This window comes from Burkholderia sp. Bp8994, assembly GCF_003853805.1.
GTDB lineage: Bacteria > Pseudomonadota > Gammaproteobacteria > Burkholderiales > Burkholderiaceae > Burkholderia.
The window spans coordinates 16,357-34,133 of sequence record NZ_QTQH01000005.1 but is presented as its reverse complement, the minus strand read 5'-3'; the positions used below and the strand labels follow the sequence as shown (position 1 = coordinate 34,133).

General features: G+C 72.5%; 12 protein-coding genes. 3 read left to right on the top strand and 9 right to left on the bottom strand.

The window, feature by feature from the left end; genetic code table 11:
• The first annotated feature begins 8 nt into the window (after nt 1–8).
• Nucleotides 9–401 carry an OsmC family protein gene (locus tag DIE04_RS06335; protein ID WP_059467735.1) on the top strand — a complete coding sequence of 131 codons (393 nt, stop codon included), beginning with the start codon at nt 9–11 and terminating at the stop codon, nt 399–401.
• Between the two features lie 24 nt (nt 402–425).
• The gene (locus DIE04_RS06330) at nt 426–1,310 is read left to right on the top strand and encodes a pirin family protein (protein ID WP_124524101.1); all 885 of its coding nucleotides are present in this window, start codon (nt 426–428) and stop codon (nt 1,308–1,310) included.
• 71 nt (nt 1,311–1,381) lie between these two features.
• Here DIE04_RS06330 and DIE04_RS06325 read toward each other — a convergent pair whose 3' ends face one another.
• From DIE04_RS06325 to bcsB, 9 genes are read right to left on the bottom strand one after another with little or no spacing between them, the layout of a single operon-like run.
• Nucleotides 1,382–1,576, bottom strand: coding sequence for a hypothetical protein (locus tag DIE04_RS06325; protein ID WP_124524103.1), 195 nt, complete (start codon nt 1,574–1,576; stop codon nt 1,382–1,384).
• Nucleotides 1,558–3,114: a cellulose biosynthesis protein BcsG gene (gene bcsG / locus DIE04_RS06320; protein WP_124524105.1), complete on the bottom strand. Its 1,557-nt coding sequence runs from the start codon at nt 3,112–3,114 to the stop codon at nt 1,558–1,560. The genes DIE04_RS06325 and bcsG overlap by 19 nt, the downstream gene beginning before the upstream one ends.
• Before the next feature lie 27 nt (nt 3,115–3,141).
• On the bottom strand, nt 3,142–5,679 hold the full coding sequence (gene bcsA, locus DIE04_RS06315) for a UDP-forming cellulose synthase catalytic subunit (RefSeq protein WP_124524107.1): 2,538 nt from the start codon (nt 5,677–5,679) through the stop codon (nt 3,142–3,144).
• Nucleotides 5,676–6,464: a cellulose biosynthesis protein BcsQ gene (gene bcsQ, locus DIE04_RS06310; protein WP_044846131.1), complete on the bottom strand. Its 789-nt coding sequence runs from the start codon at nt 6,462–6,464 to the stop codon at nt 5,676–5,678. Before bcsQ ends, bcsA begins: the two co-directional genes overlap by 4 nt.
• Nucleotides 6,461–6,670, bottom strand: a complete 210-nt coding sequence (locus DIE04_RS06305; protein ID WP_124489491.1) for a hypothetical protein — start codon at nt 6,668–6,670, stop codon at nt 6,461–6,463. Before DIE04_RS06305 ends, bcsQ begins: the two co-directional genes overlap by 4 nt.
• Nucleotides 6,667–8,667 (bottom strand): cellulose biosynthesis protein BcsE, encoded by a 2,001-nt coding sequence (bcsE, locus tag DIE04_RS06300; RefSeq protein ID WP_124524300.1) that lies wholly within the window; start codon nt 8,665–8,667, stop codon nt 6,667–6,669. Before bcsE ends, DIE04_RS06305 begins: the two co-directional genes overlap by 4 nt.
• Before the next feature lie 16 nt (nt 8,668–8,683).
• The gene (locus tag DIE04_RS06295; protein WP_124523901.1) at nt 8,684–12,619 is read right to left on the bottom strand and encodes a cellulose synthase subunit BcsC-related outer membrane protein; all 3,936 of its coding nucleotides are present in this window, start codon (nt 12,617–12,619) and stop codon (nt 8,684–8,686) included.
• Nucleotides 12,604–13,833 carry a cellulose synthase complex periplasmic endoglucanase BcsZ gene (bcsZ, locus tag DIE04_RS06290; RefSeq protein WP_124523921.1) on the bottom strand — a complete coding sequence of 410 codons (1,230 nt, stop codon included), beginning with the start codon at nt 13,831–13,833 and terminating at the stop codon, nt 12,604–12,606. The genes DIE04_RS06295 and bcsZ overlap by 16 nt, the downstream gene beginning before the upstream one ends.
• A 6-nt stretch (nt 13,834–13,839) precedes the next feature.
• Nucleotides 13,840–16,173: a cellulose biosynthesis cyclic di-GMP-binding regulatory protein BcsB gene (gene bcsB, locus DIE04_RS06285; protein WP_124523903.1), complete on the bottom strand. Its 2,334-nt coding sequence runs from the start codon at nt 16,171–16,173 to the stop codon at nt 13,840–13,842.
• A 517-nt stretch (nt 16,174–16,690) separates the two neighbouring features.
• On the opposite strand from bcsB, the gene DIE04_RS06280 reads away from it, so the two are divergent.
• Nucleotides 16,691–17,713, top strand: coding sequence for a sensor domain-containing diguanylate cyclase (locus DIE04_RS06280; RefSeq protein WP_044848432.1), 1,023 nt, complete (start codon nt 16,691–16,693; stop codon nt 17,711–17,713).
• Nucleotides 17,714–17,777 lie beyond the last annotated feature (64 nt).

Sequence of the window (17,777 nt, the reverse complement as noted above, 5' to 3'; positions counted from 1 at the left end):
GAATTGCAATGAGCGAACTGTCCGTCGAAGCGAGCATCGGCTCGGTCGATTACCTGGTCCATTTCACCGACGGCGTCCATCAGTGGCGCGCCGACGAACCGGCGTCGCTCGGCGGCGGCGATACCGCACCGACGCCCGTCGCGCTGCTGCTGTCGAGCCTCGGCGCGTGCACCGCGATCACGCTGAAGATGTACGCGCAACGCAAGGGCTGGCCGCTCGCCGAAGTGCACGTGAAGCTCGCGCACGAATCGGGTAGCGCGGGCAGCACGATCGTGCGCCGCATCACGCTCGACGGCGACCTGACCGACGAGCAGCGCGAGCGACTGCTGCAGATCGCGAATGCGTGCCCGGTGCACAAGATCCTCACGCACCCGATCACGATCGATACGGCAATCGCCTGACCCACCGGATACGAGAGACCCACCATGTCCGCATCGATCAAGACCCTGCTCACGCCGCGCGAGAGCGACATCGGCAACCTCGTCGTGCGCCGCGTGCTGCCCGCGCGCGCCGCGCGCCTCGTCGGCCCGTTCATCTTCTTCGACGAGATGGGGCCGGCCGTGCTGCCGGCCGGCAGCGGCATCGACGTGCTGCCGCATCCGCACATCGGCCTCGCGACCGTCACCTACCTGTTCGACGGCACGCTGATGCATCACGACAGCCTCGGCTTCCGGCAGAAGATCGTGCCCGGCGACGTGAACTGGATGACGGCCGGGCGCGGCATCGTCCATTCGGAGCGTTCGCCCGACGAGGACCGCCCGCATGAACAGCCGGTGCACGGGATCCAGACCTGGGTCGCGCTGCCGGTCGAGCACGAGGACACCGCGCCCGCATTCGTGCATCACGCGGCCGACACGCTGCCGTCGTTCACGCGCGACGGCGCGCACGTGCGCGTGATCGCGGGCACCGCGTTCGGGCTCACGTCGCCGGTCGCGGTGTTCTCGCCGACGCTCTATGCGTATGCTGAATTCGCCGCGGGCGGGCAGCTCGCGCTCGACGCGGAACACGACGAGCGCGGCGTGTATCTCGTCGACGGCGACCTCACGATCGACGGCACGCCGCTCGCCCCCGCGACGATGGCCGTGCTCGAACCCGGCACGAACGTCGCGCTCGCCAGCGCGAACGGCGCGCGCGTGATGCTGCTCGGCGGCGCGCACCTGCCGGGCGAGCGGTTCATCGAATGGAATTTCGTGTCGAGCGAGCGCGCGAAGATCGAGGCGGCCCGCCACGCGTGGGCGGCGCAGACCTTCGGCAAGGTGCCGGGCGAGGAAAACGAATGGACGCGCCAGCCGGAGCGCCGCGCGCAGTGAGCCCGCGGTGAGCCGATAGCGGTCGGCGCATCGATGCAGCGCGGCCGGCATTCACGCCGGCCGCCTTGCGTTTACCGCCTCAATCCCATCAGCTTCGCGAGCACGGGCCAGCGCTCGAGCGATTCGACGAATGCGCGCCGCGCCTGCTCGTCGACGTAGCGGGCCGGATCCAGCGCAGGCAGGTGCCGCGCGAGGCCTAGCACGTCGTTCGGTTGCGACAGGCGATCGTCGTCGCCATCGCCGATGTTTACTGTTCGTCGATCCATACGCCGTCCGGAGTCTTAACCGCATAGCCGGTGCTCGTCTGCAGCGTCACCGTGCCTTCGTTCTCGCCGACCATCCGCGTGCGCGGCAGGTCGGCGGCATATTGCGCAAGCGTCGCGCCCGGCTTGAACGGGCTGTTCGACACGAGGTTCGACAGCAGCTGCGCGAGCGCGAGGAAGCTCGTCGGCTGGTCGATCACGGTCGTCGTGCCGTGATTGCCGGTGAAGCCGACGAGCCGCACGCCGACCGGCCCGTGGACGACGCGCGGCGTCGGGATCTCGCGCAGGCCGGCCACCTGGTTCTTGTCGCCGCGCAGCGCGGCGCCGTGCTCGGGCACGAACACGATCACTGCGCGCCGTCCCGACTGCGCGATCAGGTCGGCGAGCCGGTCGAAGTCGTTCATCATCCGGGTCACGCGCTGCGGATACGAATCGATGCTGGTGAGCGAGCTGCCCACCACGCGGTTGCCGTCGTGCAGGCTGATCGTGTTGTAGTACAGCGCGACCGGGCCCGGCACCGACGCGCGCTGCGCGTACCAGTTCGCGAGCGTGCCGTAGTCGTCCTTGATCGCCGAGCCGTCGAACGCATGCATCGCGACCGGGGCGGCGGCGTTCGAGATCATCGGCGCGTCGGGCACGCCGATGTTGTCGTGAACGACCTGCAGGAAGTTGTCGAAGTGCCCGTCGTGGTTCAGCAGCGACTGCACCGTGTAGCCGGCGGACGCGAGTTGCGAAAACAGGTGGCACTGCTGCGGCGCGGGCTTGTACAGGTCCGCGTGCGCTTCCTGCCCGCAACTCGCGCGCAGCACGCGGATCGCGGCCGGGCCGCTGTAGCTCGCCGCCGTGCTGAAGTTGTTGAACAGGTAGTCGAAGTGGCTCAGCATCGGGTGATTGCGCATCTTCGCGGCATCGAGGTCGTCCCACGACAGCGAGCACACGTGCAGCACGATCACGTCGAACTGCGCGGCCGGATCGTTGCCGAGATGGCCGAACGCGACCTGCCGCTGCGACTCCTGCGCGCGGAACGTCGCGAGCGCCGCGTTGTGGTCCTCGGGCTGGCCGGCGCGCCCGCCCGTGGCGTCGGCCTGCTGCTGCGGGAGCGGCGCGACGACGCGCGCCATCAGCCCGTTGCCGGCCTGCCACAGCGGCATCACGACCAGCGCGGCGAGCACGAAGGTCGCGACGCGCACCCAGCGGTTGACGATGAAATAGACGATCAGCACGCCCGCCACGGTCAGCACCAGCAGCGGCGGCAACAGGCGCGGCAGCAGCTCCATCCAGTAGTCGAGGCGGAACGTGCTGACCTCGCGCGCGGCATCGACAAGGCGCGCGAGCGGCGGCGCATGCAGCTCGCGCGCAAGGAGCGGCACCGCGATCGCGAGCGCGGCGAGCTGTCGCACGATGCGCCACACGCGCGCCCGGATCGGCGCGCTCGCCGCGAGCGCCAGCGCGAACGCGAGGTTCGCGAGCCACAGCGGCTGCAGGTGGCCGGTCGCGAACAGCGCGAACTTCAGGATGAAATACAGATTCCAGAACGTCATCTAAACCACTCCGTGATGGGCGCCGCGTCAGTCGCGCGCCCGATCGAGCTTCGGTGCCAACATCGACTGCACGCCGCGCGCCGCACCTTTCCACATCCGTACGTAACCGTCCAGGCCCACGCGCAGCACTTCCTTCAGCCCGCGCAGCGGCGTGTCCGCGCGCGCGCTCGCGTGCCAGTCGAGCCACGCGTCCGCGCGGCCGAACGTGCACTGCACGAGCTGGCGCTCCTGCTCGAGCGTCAGCGCCTCGAAGCTCACGCCGACGTGGGTCGGCGTCACGCGGCTCACGCGCACCGGGAACGGAAACGGCCGGTCGCCGCGCGTCACGCATACCGTCAGCGTGTCGCCGACCGCGAGCGGCAGCCCCGGCACCGCTTCGAGGCCGAGGCCGCCGGTCGAGTAGTCGCTCGTGAAGCATGCGGCAGTCGAGCCGTCGGCGAGCAGCAGCGTCGCCGGCACGCGCATCGCGATCCGGTGCGTGACGCGCACCTGCTTGGTCTCGCGCGCGACGGCCATGGCCGCGCCGAGCATCGCGAGGTTGTAGACGGTCCAGCCGAGCGTGATCAGGATCGTCGACGCCTCGTCGCCCTGGTCGGCCACGAGCCGCCACAGGCCGGCCGCGATCGCGAGCACGTTCAGCGCGAACAGCACGAGGTACGGCTTCGAGGTCGACCAGTCGACGTAGCCTTCGTCGATCTTGCCGCCCTTGTCGGTCACGTTGAACTTGCCGTGCTGCGGGCTGAAGAACGCGACGGTGGTCGGCAGCGCGATGTACCACGCGAGCACCGATTCGTAGACCTCGGCCCAGAACGAGTGGCGATAGCGCCCCTGCATCCGCGAGTTCGCGACGTTCGCGAGCACCAGGTACGGGATCACGTAGCTCGCGAGCGCGACCGACGACGCATTGATGAAGTACAGGTGGAAGAACAGGTACGCGAGCGGGATCGTCAGGAACACGAGCCGCGGGATCCCGTAGAAGAAATGCAGCATCGCGTTGCCGTAGCAGATCCGCTGGATGAAGCCGAGCCCGCGCCCGAGGAACGGATTGTCGATGCGGAAGATCTGCGCCATCCCACGCGCCCAGCGCGTGCGCTGCTTCACGTGGCCGGCGAGGCTCTCGGTCGCGAGGCCTGCCGCCTGCACGGTCGGCAGGTAAGCCGACGTGTAGCCGCGGCGGTGCAGCTTGAGCGCGGTGTGCGCGTCCTCGGTCACGGTCTCGACCGCGACGCCGCCTACCTCCTCCAGCGCGGTGCGCTTGAGCACCGCGCACGACCCGCAGAAGAACGTCGCGTTCCACAGGTCGTTGCCCGACTGCACGAGCCCGTAGAACAGGTTGCCCTCGTTCGGGATCTCGCGGAACGTGCCGAGGTTGCGCTCGAACGGATCGGGCGAGAAGAAATGGTGCGGCGTCTGTACCAGCGCGCATTTCGGGTCGCGCAGGAACACGCCCATCGAGGTCTGCAGGAACGAGCGCGTCGGCACGTGATCGCAGTCGAAGATCGCGATGTATTCGCCGTGCGTCTTCGGCAGCGCGCGGTTGATGTTGCCGGCCTTCGCGTGGCGGTTGTCGTCGCGCGTCAGGTAGCCGATCCCCGCCTCGCGCCCGAACGCCTCGAACTCGGGGCGCCGGCCGTCGTCGAGCAGGTACACGCGCAGCTTGGCCGCCGGCCAGTCGATGCTCTGCGACGCGAAGACGGTCGGCTTCACGACCGACAGCGGTTCGTTGTAGGTCGGGATGTAGACGTCGACGCTCGGCCAGGTGTCCGGGTCGTCGGGCAGCGGCACGATCGGCCGGTCGAGCGGCCACGCGGTCTGGACGAAGCCGAGCAGCAGGATCATCCACGTATAGGCTTCGGCGCCGTACAGCAGGTAGCCGGCGAACGCCTCGACGGGGCTGCGGAAATCGAGTGTCTGGGTCGTGCGCCACCACACGTAGCGGACGGTGGCGAGCAGCGCGAGCGACGCGAGCGCAAGCGTCGGCAGATGGCCCGGCAGGCGGCGCAGCGCGAGCGCCAGCACCGCGACGATCGCGAAGAACGCGAACTGCGCGCCGGGCATCAGCGGCGACATCCCGGCCGCGGCCCACATCAGCGCGCCGGCGATCAGCAGCAGCGGCGCGAGCCAGCGGTGCCGGCCGACGCCGTGCGCGCGCGCGTCGAGCCAGCCGCCCCAACGAGCCCACGGCAGACGCGCGAGCAACGCGTCGAGGCGCCGGCCGAGCGCGCGCGCCGCGACGTAGACCGGCACGACGAACGTGTCGAACCACGCGAGCGGATCGCGCGCGGGCCGGCCATCGGCTGCGCGCGGCGCGCGCACGATCGCGCGCCACAGCCATTCGCGCGTGCTCAGCGGCTGCAGCACGCCCCACTCTTGCGCGAGCCACAGGAAGGCGATGCGTGCCCGGCGGCGCACGGGATCGGGCCGGCCGGGCGGCGGCGCGTGGAAGAACAGCCGCACGAGCCAGTCGAGCAGCGTGCGCTCGGCCGGCAGCCCGATCCCGTGCGCGCACCAGTCGGTCGCGCGCCGGGCCGCAGCGCGCCAGCGCGACGCGAACGCGGCCTTCATCGCCGCGCTCCCGTGCGGCCGGCCGCGGCCGCCGCGAGCCACGCGTCGACCCAGTTCGCGACGCCGTTCAGGTCGTGCGATGCCTGCGAATACGGCGCGTCGTCGAAGATCCAGCTGCCGCGCGCGAGCGTTTCGGGCACGGCCGCATCGACGTGAATCCGCTGCTCGAGCATCGACGCCGGTCCCGCGACCGCGCGCAGCATCGCGAGCGCATCGCGCTGCATGTCGCGCGCCGGGTTCAGCCGGTTCACGACGATCTGCAGGTCGCCGCCGCCGGCCCGCAGCGCGTCGAGGCGCGCGGCAACGGTCGCGCACGCGGCCGGTTCGGGCGGCACGACGACGAGCGTCAGGTCCGCGCGGCGAATCGCCTGCTCGGCCTGCGGCGACGGATAGCGCGCGGTGTCGACCAGCACGACGCCGTCAGGCGGCAGCGCGATCTCGTCGAGCGCGCGCGACAGCCAGGCCGGATCGGCCGCGAGCCGCGCATCGCAGGCGGCGGCGCCCGCCGCGTCGACCTGCCCGTACGGGACGAACAGCACGCCGTCGGCATTGCGCCACGTATGCGCGTGCCACGGCGCGGCGTTACCCGGGTCACCGAGCAGGCTGTGCGCGAGCCCGTGCTCGGCCAGCGTGTCGAGACCGAGCGTCGCGCCCATCAGGTTCTGCGCGTCGAACTCGACCGCGACGACCGGCCGGCCGCGACGGGCGAGCAGCACCGCGAGCGCGCCCGCGAGCGTCGTGCGGCCCGCGCCGCCGGTCGTCGACGTGACGGCGATCGTCTTCATGGCGCCGCCCCGCCGGCGTGATCGGCATCGGGCAGCAGGCGCCCGCGCAGCGCGACCGGCACGAGTTCGCACGGCACCGCGTCGCGCCGCTGCAGCCCGCGCGGCGCATGAAAGCCGCGGCCGAGGCCCAGGTGCTGCGCGACGAGCCACACCGGCACCGCGATCGCGATGCCGACGATGAATCCGATGACGAGTTCGGCGATCATGCGCCCTCCGGCTTGCGCAGCGGCATCGCGCTGCGGATGGCGCCGCGCGTGTGCGCGACGGGAAATGCAGGAAATGCCGGCGCATCGCCCGGCATGTCGGCGGCCGGCGTCGCATCGTCGGCGTGAACCGCGTGCGGCGGCGCATCGACGTGCCGGTCGGCCGCGCCGCCCGCGGCGGCCACGCCGGCCCCGCCGGCCACGGTGCCGTCGGCGCCCGGTTCGGCACGCGCCGCGGCATCCGCCGCGCGTTCGCCCGGCGCGCGTGCCGCATCCGCCGGCTGCGCCGTCGCGAACAGGTCGCTGTAGTCGGCGATCGGCGCGCGCCGGTTCTCGGCCTTCAGCGCATCGAGCTCGGTGTCGATGCTGCCCTGCCCGAGACACACGACGCGATCGGACAGCGTCTCGACCGGCACGTCGAAGATACGCGCGAGCGCATCCTCGGCATCGGCCGGCTCGCACGCGAACAGGAACACGTACAGGTGCCCGGCATCGGCCGTCACGACGTCGCCCGCGCGGCGCGGCCGGCAGTGCCGCAGCGCATCGACGTGCGACACGCCGGGCAGCAGCGCGATCTTCGCGAGCGTATGCGGCAGCGCGAGCACGGCGCCGCGATCGAGCACCGCGCGAATCCGCAGGCAGAACGCGCCGACCGGCAGGTAGCCGAGCACCGAATCGCCGAGCGCGGCCGCGAGCGCCGCGCGATAGTCGGGCGTGACGGGCCGCGCATAGAGCTGCCCGCGCAGCGCGTGCACGGCCGCGTGCATCCGCGTCACCGGCAGGTCGCGCGCGACGACGCGGTTCGCGCCGACGCTCAGCACCAGCATCTCGAACTGCTGGCGCAGCACCTCGCCGCGCTCGACCACGGCGATCTTCAACGCGCCGCCGCATTGCCGGCGCAGCGTGTGAACGGCCGCGCACAGCGTCTCGAGCTGCGCATGCGAGCGGAACGCCAGCACCGCGGTCGCGGCCTGCGCGCGTGCGCAGGCCGCGACGACCGCCGCGTTGTCGTCGACGATTTCCCAGTCGGCCGGCACGCGTCCGCCTTCGTCGAGCACCGCGCGGCTGACGACGACGCGATCCTCGTCGGTCGCGAGCTTCATCCGGCGCAGCGGTTCGGCGGCGGCGCCGTCGACGATCGCCGCGAGCCGGCCGCCCGGCGCGAAGCGCAGCGGCCGCACTTCGCCGGCCGCGAGCGTCTCGCCCGCGCGCCAGAAATCGACGACCCACAGCAGCTCGCCGTGCGTGCGCTGCAGCTGCGCGACGCCCGCGCACACGCCGTGAAAGCCGCTGCGTGGCGCGCGATTCGCGTCGCGCACGAGCGGCGGATCATCGGTGTCCGGATCGGCGCCGGTGCGCACGATCTCGGGATCGACCAGCAGCACCAGCGCGATCCGGTGCGTGCGGCACCAGTCGGCGAGCGCGTGCGCTTCTTCCGCGAGCGCCGTCGGATCGTCCCAGCTGAACCAGCGTTGCGCGCCTTCGATGAAATACAGCGAGCGCGCGCGAAAACCGTAGCGCTTCATCGCGCGCAAGCCGCCCGTGAGCCGCGCGAACGGACCGGGCGCGGCACGGCGCGGCGCACCGGGCTCGCGCGCGGCATCGCCGTCGGCCGCCGCGGGCGCGGGCGGCATCGCCAGCACGTTGAGGTTGCGCGGCCAGCCGGCCGGCTGCGCGCCGCCCGAGAAACCGCGCGCCTGCAGCTGCGCGGCAACGTGCGCCGCGGCGCGCGACAGCACGACCGTCACGTCGCGCGTGCGCGACTGCCGCGCGCTTTCCCACACCAGCGCATCGCACGCCGGCGTGCCGGCGGCGGCATAGATCGCGTACAGGCCGCCCGCTTCCAGCTGCGTCCACGTGTCGGGCAGCCCGTCGATCGCGAGCCGGCTCAGCGGGCCGGCGCGGCCGCCGGCCGGCCCGGTGCGCAGCAGCGCGCGCAGGCGGCCCAGCAGGCCGGCGGCGCCGAGCGCGGGACGGGTTGCATCGAGTTCCGTATTCACGTGTTCTCCCAGTCCCCTAGTAATCCGAATAAAGCCGCACCGGCGTCGGCGTGACGAGCCAGCTGCGCGCCGCGCGTGCGTCGAACGCATAGCGCAGGTACACGAGCGCCGAACTCGGCGCGTAGTCGTGCGACCGGTCGACGTGCAGTTGCGCGCCGACGCTCAGGTGCGGATTCACGCGATACTCGACGATGCCGTTCACGCCGTACGAGAACGACACGCCGCGCGTCGAACTGCCCGCGTAGACGAGCCCCGCCGCCGCCTGCGCGGCGCGCTGGTCCGCGAAGGTCGGGTAGAACAGCGAATCCTTCTCGTAGCTGTTCGAGATCCCGCCCGTGACGGTCAGGTCCCACGACAGCGCGTCGCGCCGCCCCGCCCACTCGAGCGGCACGCCGAGCGACAGGTAGCGCTGCGGGCTGTAGTAGCCGCCCTGCCCGTACGTGTAGTAACGCAGGTTCTGCGCGTAGTGCCACGCATTGCCGACGAGCCCCGTGCTCACCTTCATCGTCGCGCGTTCGTACACGGGCACCGTGAAGCCCGAGCGCAGCGTGACTTCCGCGTTGCGCTCGACGTTGCGGCCGGACAGCACGCCCGCGCCGAGTTCCGCGAACAGGTTCACGCGGCCGACGTCGAGCGCCGCGCGCAGGTTCACGCCGTCGCGGCGCACGCCGCCCCACACCGCGCCCGTCCACGGATCGCGCATCCCCGCATACGACAGCACGCTGCTCGTTTCCGGCCGGCGCGACGCGTTCACGGTGAAGCTCGCCGGGCCCGCGTCGAAGCGGTAGCGCACGCCGCCGACCAGGTAATGCACCGGGAAGCCGAGCGGCGACGTGCCGAGATCGACGCGCCACGCATCGGTGCGATAGCCGGCGCCGAGCGCGACGCCCGTCATCGGCTGGTGCAGGTCGCCCTGCGGATGCGCGATCAACGCGGCGGCCTGCTGGTTCAACGGTGCCAGCGACGAGCCGGCCAGCGCGTTGAGCGCGCCGTAGGTGCCGAAGGTCTTCAGCGAATACGCGTTCGGCACGCTCGTATCGAGCGTGCCGGCGTCCAGATGCACGGTGTCGAGCTGCAGGAACGCGTGCCCGTCGTAGCGCACCGGCATCTGCGCGTAGATCGGCACCTGCTGCGCGCGGTACGCGGAAATCCCTTCGTCGCCCGACTTGTACGCGGGCAGCCAGCCGATCTCGATCTCCGGATCGCGCCGCTGTTCGAGATCCGCGAACGCGGCCTGCGCGGGCGTGCGGCCGTCGCGGCCCGGGCTCACGCCGCTCGTGCGTTCCTGCGACAGCGACAGCCGGTACAGCGACGCGGCATCGTCGTAGCGGCCCTGCGCCTCGGCCACGCGCCCGGCGGCAACCGTCACGTCGGCGCGCGCCGGATACGCGGCCTGCAGCGGGTCGATCACCTGCGCGGCTTCGTCCGGGCGGCGCAGCGCGTTCAGCCGGCGCACGACCGACAGCCGCGTATCGACGTCGTCGTCCGGCGTGCGCGCCAGCACGGCCTGCACGCGCGCGCGCGCGGCCGCGCGCTGGCCGCTGTCCTCGTCGATGCGCGCGAGCGCGAGCTGCGTGTCGGCATCGTCCGGCGTGCGCGCGATAACGGGCGCGAGCGCGTCGCGTGCCGCGTCGTAGTGACCTTGCGCGCGTTCGAGATCGGCCAGCTCGAGTGCATAGCGCTTGTCCGCGCGGCCGGCCGGGCTCGCGCGATCGAGCAGCGTGCGCGCGCGCGCATAGTCCTGCTGCGCGATCGCGTCGTCCGTCCGGCGCAGCACGAGCCGCAGCGACTGATCCTCGATGCGCGCGGTCTGTGCCGGCGTCAGCGCCGGTTCGCGGCGCAGCGTGTCGAGCCACGCGGCGAGCGCGTCGTCGCGCCCCGCGCTGCCGAGCAGGTCGCCGTAGCGCAGCCGCACGTCGGGATCGGCCTCGCGCGGATGCGCGGCGATCCAGTCGCGCAACGGCGCGAGGCCGCGCTCGGGCTCGCCCGCGTCGATCCACTGCGCGCCGATCGCGGCCAGCATGTCGGGATCGTCCGGCGCGCTCGCCTGCGCATGCGCGAGCGACGCGGCGAACGCCGCGCGATCGCCGCGGCCGAGCGCGCCGCGCGCGTCGGCCAGCGCGCTTTGCGCGTCGAGCTTGCGGGCGAGCGCACGCATGCCGTCCGAGCGCTGAGCATCGTCGACACCCGCGAGCGCGGCCTGCGCGCCGGCGACATCGTCGAGCGAGTTGCGATACAGCGCGGTCGCATAGCGCATCTCGGGCGTATCGCTTTGCGCAAGCCCATCATCCATCACCGTGCGGCCGAGCTGCGGCAGCCCCATGTCGCGATACAGCCGCGCGAGCGCGAAACGCGTCCACGGTGCGTCGGGCGCCGCGCGCACGGCCGCCTCGTAGCGTTGCACGGCCGGCCCGCGTTCGCCCTTGTCCGCGAGCGCGCGCGCCTGGCTCGCGAGCAGGTCGGCGCGCAGCCCGTCGAGCGCGCGGCGATCGTCGCTGCCCGTCACGCGGCCTTGCAGCGCGTCGAGCAGCGGGCCGACGCGGTCCGCGCGGCCGGTGCTCTCGTACAGCATCGCCGTGCCGCGCACCGCCGACACGTTCGGCGAACGTGCGGCCAGCAGTTCGCGCAGCAACGGCTCCGCGCGCGCCCAGTCGCGCTGCGCGAGCAGCGCGTCGGCGAGCTGCAGCTTCGCGTCCGGGCTGTCGGGCTGCATCGCGAGGGCGGCGCGCGCCGCGCGCTCGGCATCCTGCGGCCGCCCGGCCGACGCCGCCGCGCGGCCTTGCGCGAGCAGCCCCCAGAACTGCGCGGTACGCGCGAGGCTCTGCCACTTGCCGCGCTGGTCGGTCGACAGCGCCGCGGCGCGCGTGAACAGCGCGCGCGCTTCGTCGTGCCGGCCTTCGCGCAAGCGCAGCAGGCCGAGCCCGCCGAGCGCATCGGCGTCGCCGGCGCGCGCCTGCGCGGCGCGCGCGAGCAGCGGATCGGCACCGGCCAGGTCGCCGCGCGCGAGCGCCTGCAAGCCGCGCTGCTGCGCGATGTAGTCGGGGTCGCGTTCGAGCCGGCGCTGCGCGTCGCGCTGCCGGTCGAGTTCGGCGCTGCGATCGCGGAATTCGGTGTCGTCCGGCACCAGCGCGAGATACGCGTGCAGCGCATCGAGATACGCGGGATCGCTGCCGGCGGACTGCAGCACGCGTCGCCACACGGCCATCGCTTCCGTGTGATCGGCGTCGGCGCGCTTCGCGAGCGACCACGCGATGCGGTTCGCTTCCGCGCGCGTATCGGCGCGCTGGTTCAGCAGCCGCGCGAGCGCGAGCGCCGCGCTCGTGTCCTGCGGGTCGGCCGCGACCGCGCGGCGCAACGCGGCGAGCGCCGATTCGCGGCCACCCGGCGCATTCGCGACGATCTGGTAATACTCGGCGCCGAGCGCGCCGGACGGCGCGCCGTTCGGGAACAGCGCGACGATCCGCCGGGCCGCTTCGTCGGCGCGACCGCTGCGCGCGAGCAGGCGGATCTGCGCCATCTCGCCGCGCCCGCTCGTCGCGACGCGGTATTCGTCGGCCGCGCGCCGCGTGCCGGGCGCCGCGGGCGCGCGGGCCTGCAGGCGTGCCAGCGCGGCCTGCGCGCCTTGCGCGTCGCCGAGCCGCAGCAGCACCCGCATCTGTTCCGCGAGCAGTTCGGGATCGTCCGGCGCGATCAGGAGCCCCTTGCGCAGCGCGTCGCGCGCGAGGTCGTCGCGATGCTTCGCGCCCCACATGCGGGCGGTCGCGAGCTGACGCTGCGCGTCGGGCAGGTCGGTCGTGGCCGGCGCCGGCGCCGAGATGGCCTTCGGCGCGACGGTTTTCGGCAACGCGGGCGCGGGTGTGGCGACGGCGGCCGGCGCCGCCGCCGTGACCGACGACGCGAGCCACGCGAACCCCGCGACGCGCGGTGCGGTGCGCTTCATCGGGCCGCGCATGAACGGTCCTCCCAGCGCGCAGCGAGCGACCCGTCCGCGCCGAACCGGTAGCGGCCGTCGCGCCAGCCCAGGCCGAACAGCGTCAGCACGCTCGTGTAGTAGCCGGGCGCCGCCTGGCGCGCGAGCGCATCGACACGGGCCGCCTGCGCATCGGCGAGCGCATGCTGGCCGCGCGCGTCGAGGAACGGCACGGCCGCCGCGGAGAAGCCGCCATTGCCGTCGTTCGGCCCCGCGACGCCGGTCGTCGTGTCGACCTTCTCCGGCGGCGCGCCATGCGCGGCGATATGGTCGGCGAACGGCGCGAAGCGCGCGAGCAGCGGCGCGGCGAGCGGATCGGCGCGATCGAGCATGCCGGCCCACAGGTACACGCGGATCGCGTTGTACGCGCTTTCCGCATGGGTCTGGGGATCGGGGCCGAAGCCCGCGCCCGCGCGATACAACGCCCAGTCCGGCGAGAAGCCCTTCGGCGCGGTGTCGAGCAGCACGCGGCCGGTACTGGCCGCGAGCGCGGCCCAGCGGCGCTCGTCGGGCAGGCGCGCGGCGAGCCCGCGGATCACCTGCGGCGGCGAATAGCTCGGGTTCACGCGCCATTGGCCATCGGCCAGCTTGAACCCGGTCGGCCCGGGCAGCAGCGTGAGGCCGAGGCCCGGCACGCTGGCCGTCTCGTCGTCGAGCACGCGCTTCGCGAGCAGCGCGCCGCGCGCGGTGTAGCTGCGCTCGTGCCACAGCCGCCCGGCTTCGACGAGCGTGTAGGCGATCCAGAGATCGGCATCCGACGCCGCGTTCGCATCGAGCACGCGCCACGTGCCGTCCGGCGCGCGGCCCCACAGCCACGCCGGCAGCCGGGCGCTCAGGTCGCCCTGTGCGAGGTTGTTCTCGGTCCATGCGAGGATCGTGTCGAACGTGCGTCGGTCGTTCGCGACGAGCGCGAAGAACAGTCCATACGCCTGCCCCTCCGATACCGTGCGCGAATCGGCCGAGCCGACGTCGATCACGCGGCCGTCGGCCGACACGAAATCGCGCTTGAACGCGTCCCAGCGCGGCCACGCCGCGCCGCACCGCACGTCGGCCGCACCGCCTTGCGCCGCCTGCGCGCGCCCGGCCGTCCCGGCTACCCCGGCCGCTGTGCACGCCGCCGCGACGGCCAGCACGAGCGTCGTGCCGCCCCGCCGCGCCGGCCGCGCTGCCCGTCGCCTTGCGAATGCCCAAGCCATCATCCGTTACATCCCCCGGCGGCGCGCGGCGATTTTCTGCAGCACGCTGAACACGCCGAGCGCGAGCAACAGCCCCGCGACGACGCCGACCACGCCGAGCGCCACCGGGTACCGCGCCGCCTGCGTCCAGACGCGCGCATACCACGGCACGAAACCGACCACGTACGGATCGCCGACGCGCAGGCTGTCGACCTGTCCCGGCCGCACCAGCGCGAGGTCGCCCTGCAGTTGCGACACGAGGCCCGGCTTTTCGAAGACGTCCAGCAGGTCGGCCAGGCGCGTCTGGTCGGTCGCGGTCAGCGCGACGACGCTGCGGCCGTGGCTGCCCGGCAGTTCGAACCCGGCGAGCGCGGCGAGCGCGCCCGTCTGTTCGATATGCGCGCCACCGTCCGCCATGCCGACGCCATTGCGCCAGCGCTCCTTCACCGAGAACGCGACACGCGTCGCGCCCGTGCCGGCCTGCTGGTCGATCGCCAGCGGCAGCGCCGCGCGCCAGTGCGACAGCAGCGGCGACGCGGGCGAGCCGTCGATCACGAGCAGGTCCTTGCGGCCCGCCAGCGCGGTGACGTCGCCGGGCCGCGCGACCTGCACGCGCAGCGCCGGGAAGCCGGTCCACTGCCCCATGTGGCCGAGCATCGTCAGGTAGGTTTCCAGCTCCTGCGGCGACGGCCGGTCCGGGATCACGACCGCCGTCTGCGACAGGTCGGCGAAGCGCGTGAACGGGAAGCCGCTGTTCGCGAAGAATGCGAGGTTCGGCAACTGCGCGTAGTGGACGAAGTGCGAGAAGTCGATCGTCGAATCGGGATCGATCGCCGCGCGCTGCGGCTCAGTCGCGGTGCTCGAGCAGAGCCCCGTCTTCTGCGAATCGAGCGTGAAGCGGAACTGCAGCTGGTTGCCGCTGCCGACGCGGAACGCCGGGATATCGACATCGCTCGTCACGCGCCCTTCCGGCACCGCCAGCAGCGGCAGTTGCATGCGCCCGCGCGCGTCTTCGGCATGGGCCGGCCCGAGGCGGTACGACTTCACGAGCTGTTCGTTGATCTCGACGGCGAGCGTCGAGTTGTCCTGCACGGTCGGCGCCGTGTAGCGGTAGCGCAGCGTGATCGGCACGCCCGAGCCGTTCCACGAATGCAGGTCGGCCGGCACCCGCAGGTTCAGCCGGATCGCGTCCGGCGACGTGCCGCGCACTTCGAGTTCGCGCGGATCCGACACCAGTTCGCGGAACGCGATCGGCCGGTTCACCGGCAGCCAGCGCGGGGCGTCGTACGGCTTGCGCGGCGCGCCGAGATCGACGTGCGCGACCGTCGCCGCCGGGCCCGACAGCGCCGCGCGGCCGAGCACGAGCGCCGCGACCGCATCGTCGACCTCGGCTGCCGTGCGGCCCGTCACGACCAGCAGCTTGCGGCCCGGCGCGGCCGGGTTGTCGGCGACGGCGAGCAGCGGGCCGTTGACCGACGGCAGCGCGAGGCCGGCCGGCAAGGTCGCGGCCGTGCCGACCACCACCGCCTGGTCGTCGGCCGGCAGCGTCGCCGCGACCGGGAAGCGCGCCTGCCGGTAGTCGGCCTGCGCGCCGAACCACGACGCGAGCACGCCGGCACTGCGCAGCGTCGCCGAGTCGGGCGACGCCGGCAGCACGAACGGCAGCCGCAAGCGCCCGTTGTCGCGCCGGTCGAAGAACGGCGCCGGCAGCAGCGCGAGATCGTTCGGCAGGCGCACCGGCGACTCGTCGAGGATCAGCTCGCTCGTCGGGCTCACGTCGGCCCACAGCGCCGAGCTCGACGGGTCCTCGCAGTGATCGAGCGAGTAGTGCGCGATCAGGCGCAGGCCGATCTGGTTGAAATCGGAGAAGTAGCGCGGATCGATCGGGATGTCCTGCGTGACCGTGCGGCCCGCGCGCGTCGCGTCGAACGGGACGGTCGCGACCACCTCGTCGTTCACCGAAACCTTCAGGTGCGACATCGGGAACACGAGCGACGGCGAATACGCATAGGTCAGGCGCAGCCGCGCGCCGGTGACCACGCGGTCGAGCCGCACGCCCGCATGGATCGTGCGCGCATCGTCGGCGCCGCGCAGGTGCACCGGATCGAACGCGCCGAGCGACGCGAACGGCAGTTGCACGGTCGTCGCCGGCAGGCCGGCGGGCGTCGCGCCGGCGGCGCTCGATGCGGCCGATGCGCTCGATGCGGCCGCGCCGTCGACAAGCGCAGGCGTGGCCGGGCTGCCGGCGGACGCCGAAACGGATGCCGACGCGGCCGGCATCGGCGCGGCCGACAGCGCGGCCGCATGAAACGCGCCGAACGTGGCGAGCGACAGGACGAACAGCGACACGGCCGGCTTCATGCGCGGCTCCGCATCGTCGTGGTCGTCCGGTGATCAAGCGCGCCGCTGTCGACGCGCCCAAAGCAGCTATGCCCGTGAGTGCACATCCCCACTGCTTCCCCTCAAAGTCTGGCCTGAATGCATGTATCGAAACGACGCGGCGCATTCTTCCGCTGCCGGTCCATCGGACGGTGCGCGCCTGGCACCGGCGCTCGCACATTCGTCACACTATCTCAAAATCAGGACAAAACTCACCCTGATTCGCGCTGACGAAGCGAAAAACAACTCAATACGGTCGGAAATGCTGCGTGCGGCGACTGAATGGCAAGAATTACGCCGTTGCTGCCGGCCGGACCGATCGGCATACTGCCGACGCTGCCGGATCGGCGAACCGTCGCGCCGGCGAACCGTCCGGATACCGATGCCGGATGCCGGATGCGACCCCTTGCGGGCCGCCCGGAACGCGCTGCCGCGTGGGCGGCGCGTATGCTACCGCAAGCCGGCGCCGCGTGCCGGGCTTTCTTCATGGAAAACTGACTTGGATCAAATCGTCGACACCGCCACCCCTTCCCCCGACACGCTGCTGCGCATCATCGCCACCCAGACCGAGATCGCGAAACTCGGCCTCGACCTCGGCAGCGTGATGGCTTATGTGACCGAGCAGGTGCCGCAACTCACGGGCGCGAGCGGCGCGGCGGTCGAATTCGCCGAAGGCGACGACATGGTGTACCGCGCCGCGTCGGGTTCCGCCGCCGGGATGCTCGGGCTGCGGTTGCGCCGCTCGGGCAGCCTGTCGGGCCTGTGCGTGACGCGCGGCGAATTGCTGCGCTGCACGGATTCGGAAACCGACCCGCGCGTCGATCGCGATGCCTGCCGCCGCGTCGGGCTGCGCTCGATGCTGGTGATGCCGCTCACCCATGCGGACACGACGGTCGGCGTGCTGAAGGTGATGTCGCCGGAGGTCGACGGCTTCTCGGCCGCCGACGCCGGCACGCTGCGGCTCACGGCCGACCTGATCGCCGCGGCGATGTTCCACGCGGCGCGCAACGAGGCGAACGAGCTGTACCTGCGCGCGACGCACGACGCGCTCACCGGCCTGCCGAACCGCGCGCTGTTCTACGACCGCCTGCGCCAGTCGATGCACACGGCGCTGCGCGCGAACGGCCGGCTCGGCATCCTCAACATCGACATGGACGGGCTCAAGCCGATCAACGACGGCTACGGCCACCGCGCGGGCGACGCCGCGCTGCGCGAGGCCGCCACGCGGATGCTGGGCGCCGTGCGGCGCTCGGATACGGTCGCGCGGGTGGGCGGCGACGAGTTCGCGGTGATCCTGCCGAACGTCGGCAGCCGCGACGACATCGACGCACAACGCGCACGGCTCGCCCGGCAGGTCGCCGAACCGTTCGAGTTCGAGGGGCAGCCGCTGCGGCTCGGTGTCAGTGTCGGCGTCGCGATGCTGCCCGAAGACGGCACCGACATGAACGCGCTGATCGAGCATGCGGACCAGGCGATGTACGAGGTGAAGCGCACGCGGACGCAACGGGCATGCCACGCGTGACGTGGGACGCCCGGCCCATTCGGCCAGCCGGGCCGCTCGCGCACGGCTGACCGGACTGCGGCAC

What these genes read in the sequence shown, in the direction of transcription:
- bcsZ (WP_124523921.1), bottom strand. Translation starts at nt 13,833, where the DNA reads ATGGCTTGGGCATTCGCAAGGCGACGGGCAGCGCGGCCGGCGCGGCGG.
- DIE04_RS06295 (WP_124523901.1), bottom strand. Translation starts at nt 12,619, where the DNA reads ATGCGCGGCCCGATGAAGCGCACCGCACCGCGCGTCGCGGGGTTCGCG.
- bcsG (WP_124524105.1), bottom strand. Translation starts at nt 3,114, where the DNA reads ATGACGTTCTGGAATCTGTATTTCATCCTGAAGTTCGCGCTGTTCGCG.
- DIE04_RS06335 (WP_059467735.1), top strand. Translation starts at nt 9, where the DNA reads ATGAGCGAACTGTCCGTCGAAGCGAGCATCGGCTCGGTCGATTACCTG.
- bcsB (WP_124523903.1), bottom strand. Translation starts at nt 16,173, where the DNA reads ATGAAGCCGGCCGTGTCGCTGTTCGTCCTGTCGCTCGCCACGTTCGGC.
- DIE04_RS06325 (WP_124524103.1), bottom strand. Translation starts at nt 1,576, where the DNA reads ATGGATCGACGAACAGTAAACATCGGCGATGGCGACGACGATCGCCTG.
- bcsA (WP_124524107.1), bottom strand. Translation starts at nt 5,679, where the DNA reads ATGAAGGCCGCGTTCGCGTCGCGCTGGCGCGCTGCGGCCCGGCGCGCG.
- DIE04_RS06330 (WP_124524101.1), top strand. Translation starts at nt 426, where the DNA reads ATGTCCGCATCGATCAAGACCCTGCTCACGCCGCGCGAGAGCGACATC.
- DIE04_RS06305 (WP_124489491.1), bottom strand. Translation starts at nt 6,670, where the DNA reads ATGATCGCCGAACTCGTCATCGGATTCATCGTCGGCATCGCGATCGCG.
- bcsQ (WP_044846131.1), bottom strand. Translation starts at nt 6,464, where the DNA reads ATGAAGACGATCGCCGTCACGTCGACGACCGGCGGCGCGGGCCGCACG.